Below are 3,477 nucleotides of genomic sequence, written 5' to 3'. Positions count from 1 at the left end.
GTAAATGAACAAGCTTTGCTTTTACCATTTGGGTTCCCTTTTTTCCTTTGCGGTAAATGAACAAGCTTCCCTTTTACCATTTGGGCTCACTTTTGACCCTTTCGGTAAATGTATAAGCATTCTTTACTAGGAGTTAAAAAAATCCGCCTGCCAATGAAGGCAAGCGGATTTTCGTATTATATTAACCGATAGAACCTTCCATCTCGAACTTAATCAAGCGGTTCATTTCAACAGCGTATTCCATTGGAAGCTCTTTCGTAAATGGCTCGATGAAGCCCATTACGATCATTTCTGTTGCTTCTTCCTCGGAAATGCCGCGGCTCATAAGGTAGAATAATTGCTCTTCAGAAACTTTGGAAACCTTCGCTTCGTGCTCTAAAGAGATGTTATCATTCATGATTTCATTATATGGAATTGTATCAGAAGTTGATTGATTATCCATGATTAACGTATCACACTCGATATTGGCACGCGCTCCATCCGCTTTACGACCGAATTGGACGATTCCGCGGTATGTTACTTTACCGCCTTGCTTAGAGATCGATTTCGATACGATCGTAGAAGAAGTGTTAGGTGCAAGGTGAATCATTTTTGCCCCTGCGTCCTGGTGCTGACCTTTACCTGCTAATGCGATGGAAAGAGTCATACCGCGAGCGCCTTCTCCTTTTAAAATAACAGCTGGGTATTTCATTGTTAATTTAGAACCGATATTGCCGTCGATCCATTCCATTGTTGCGTTCGCTTCACAAACAGCCCGCTTAGTAACAAGGTTATATACGTTGTTAGCCCAGTTTTGGATCGTTGTATAGCGGCAATATGCATCCTTCTTAATGATGATTTCTACAACTGCACTGTGAAGAGAGTTTGTTGTATAAACAGGAGCTGTACAGCCCTCTACGTAGTGAACATGTGCGCCTTCATCCACAATGATTAGTGTACGCTCAAATTGACCCATGTTTTCAGAGTTGATACGGAAATAAGCCTGTAATGGCGTTTCAACCTTAATTCCTTTTGGTACATAGATGAAAGATCCGCCAGACCAAACAGCAGAGTTTAGGGCAGCAAACTTATTGTCTGTCGGAGGAATAACCTTCGCCCAATGCTCACGGAAAATGTCTTCATTTTCACGTAAAGCGGAATCCGTATCTTTAAATACGATTCCTTGTGCTACAAGATCTTCCTGCATGTTATGGTAAACAACCTCTGACTCGTATTGAGCTGAAACCCCTGCTAAATACTTTTGCTCTGCTTCTGGAATTCCTAGTTTATCAAACGTTTGCTTGATTTCTTCAGGTACTTCATCCCAAGAACGCTCTGTTTTTTCAGATGGTTTTACGTAGTAAGTGATTTCATCAAAGTTTAGTGACGCTAAATCTCCGCCCCATTGTGGCATTGGCATGTTATAGAAATGCTCTAAAGATTTCAAACGGAAGTCAAGCATCCATTGAGGCTCTTCCTTCATTTTTGAAATTTCTTCAACAATTTCTTTTGTCAATCCGCGTTTTGATCGGAAAATGGAAACGTCTTTGTCGGCAAAACCATATTTGTAATCGCCGATTTCAGGCATCTTTTTTGCCATCGTCGTATTCCTCCATTCGTTGCAATAAGAGAGATCGGTCCCTTATCGCAAATATATTTTAAGCCCAAGACAGCATTAGGTTAATGGCTATTTCAATTATTCCTTCAGGCCTTTTTCCATTGCTTTCCATGCTAGTGTTGCACATTTAATTCGCGCTGGGAATTTGGCAACGCCCTGCAAAGCCTCGATATCTCCGAGGTCTAAATCAACATCATACTCTTTTCCCTGCATAATATGTGAGAAAACCTCTGAAAGCTTCAATGCATCATCAATGTTTAGGCCTTTTATTGCTTGAGTCATCATGGAAGCAGAAGACATGGAAATCGAGCAGCCTTCCCCTTCAAATTTCGCATCCACTACTTTTCCATCTTCAAGCTTTAACGTCAATTGAATACGGTCCCCGCATGTCGGGTTATTCATATTAATCGTTAAGCTATCATCTTCTAGGACCCCTCTATTACGGGGATTTTTGTAATGGTCCATGATTACTTGTCTGTATAGAGTATCTAAATTATTAGAAGACATCGCTGAAATACTCCTTTGTTTTGACAAGCCCTTTAACAAGCTTATCAATCTCTTCTTCTGTATTGTACAGATAGAAGCTTGCTCGCGCTGTCGCCGAAGCTTTCAGCCATTTCATTAACGGCTGTGCACAATGATGGCCAGCACGGACAGCAATTCCTTCAGCATCCAATACAGTTGCAACGTCATGAGGGTGAACATCATCAAGGTTAAAAGTAACAACACCCGTACGCTTCGATACTTCTTTCGGACCGTAAATAGTGATGCCTTCAACCTTTGACATTTTTTCCAGTGCATAAGCAGCAAGCTCATGCTCATGAGCCTCAATATGTTCTAAACCAATCTCTTGCAGGAAATCAATAGCTGCCCCTAGTCCAATTGCTCCGGCAATAATTGGCGTACCACCTTCAAACTTCCAAGGAAGCTCCTTCCAAGAAGATTCGTATAATCCGACAAAATCAATCATTTCCCCGCCGAATTCAATCGGTTCCATACTCTCAAGAAACTGCTTTTTGCCATAAAGGACGCCAATGCCTGTCGGGCCGCACATTTTATGACCAGATAAAGCAAAGAAATCACAGTCTAAATCTTGGACATCCACTTTTAAATGGGGTGCACTTTGAGCGCCATCCACAATCATGACTGCTCCATTTTCATGAGCAATTTTCGCAATTTCTTTAACTGGGTTCACAACACCTAGTACATTGGAAACATGCATAATCGATACGATCTTAGTATTGCTTGTAACAAGTTCTCTCACATCTTCGAGAGAAATCGTTTCATCCTCCTGAAGAGGTATATACTTCAGAACGGCACCCGTATGTTTCGCAACTTGCTGCCAAGGAATGATATTACTATGATGCTCCATATATGAGATAACAATTTCATCGCCCTCTTTAAGGTTTGCTCTCGCGTAACTTGAAGCAACTAAGTTAAGGGCTGTTGTTGTTCCTCTAGTAAAAATAATTTCTTCCGTTGATTTCGCATTGATAAATTTTCGTACCTTTTCTCTTGCACCTTCATAGCCGTCAGTCGCTCTCGTTCCAAGCGTATGAACGCCTCTGTGCACATTTGAGTTATATTCACGATAATATTTATCTACCGCTTCAATGACTTGAACAGGCTTCTGTGATGTGGCAGCACTGTCCAGATAAACAAGCGGGTTCCCATTGACTTCCTGATGTAAAATTGGAAATTGTTTGCGAATATCCTGGATATTCATTATCTTACTTTCCTTTCGATAACTTCCACAAGCTGCTTGCTGACTCCTTCAATCGGAAGTGCATTTACAACAGGTGCAAGGAATCCATGAATAACAAGTCGCTCTGCTTCAGTCTTTGGAATTCCGCGGCTCATTAAATAATAGAGTTGAAGCG

4 protein-coding genes are annotated in these 3,477 nt (G+C 41.3%); all 4 read right to left on the bottom strand.

What is annotated here, in order from left to right:
• Nucleotides 1–181 precede the first annotated feature (181 nt).
• Nucleotides 182–1,579, bottom strand: a complete 1,398-nt coding sequence (gene sufB, locus V7149_RS11170; protein ID WP_315666127.1) for a Fe-S cluster assembly protein SufB — start codon at nt 1,577–1,579, stop codon at nt 182–184.
• A gap of 96 nt (nt 1,580–1,675) precedes the next feature.
• The gene (sufU, locus tag V7149_RS11165) at nt 1,676–2,104 is read right to left on the bottom strand and encodes a Fe-S cluster assembly sulfur transfer protein SufU (protein WP_335345704.1); all 429 of its coding nucleotides are present in this window, start codon (nt 2,102–2,104) and stop codon (nt 1,676–1,678) included.
• Nucleotides 2,094–3,323, bottom strand: coding sequence for a cysteine desulfurase (locus tag V7149_RS11160; protein ID WP_335345703.1), 1,230 nt, complete (start codon nt 3,321–3,323; stop codon nt 2,094–2,096). Before V7149_RS11160 ends, sufU begins: the two co-directional genes overlap by 11 nt.
• Nucleotides 3,323–3,477, bottom strand: a 155-nt coding sequence (locus V7149_RS11155; protein ID WP_335345707.1) for a SufD family Fe-S cluster assembly protein, incomplete at its 5' end; no start/stop codon positions are given. The genes V7149_RS11155 and V7149_RS11160, both read right to left, overlap by 1 nt.

The sequence above is a fragment of the Bacillus sp. JJ1503 genome (genome assembly GCF_036965125.1).
GTDB lineage: Bacteria > Bacillota > Bacilli > Bacillales > Cytobacillaceae > Cytobacillus.
Note: the sequence above shows the minus strand (reverse complement) of the source record. Positions and strands in the feature narration are given on the sequence as shown.

Coding starts and splice junctions, on each gene's coding strand:
- sufU (WP_335345704.1), bottom strand. CDS start 2,104: ATGTCTTCTAATAATTTAGATACTCTATACAGACAAGTAATCATGGAC.
- V7149_RS11160 (WP_335345703.1), bottom strand. CDS start 3,323: ATGAATATCCAGGATATTCGCAAACAATTTCCAATTTTACATCAGGAA.
- sufB (WP_315666127.1), bottom strand. CDS start 1,579: ATGGCAAAAAAGATGCCTGAAATCGGCGATTACAAATATGGTTTTGCC.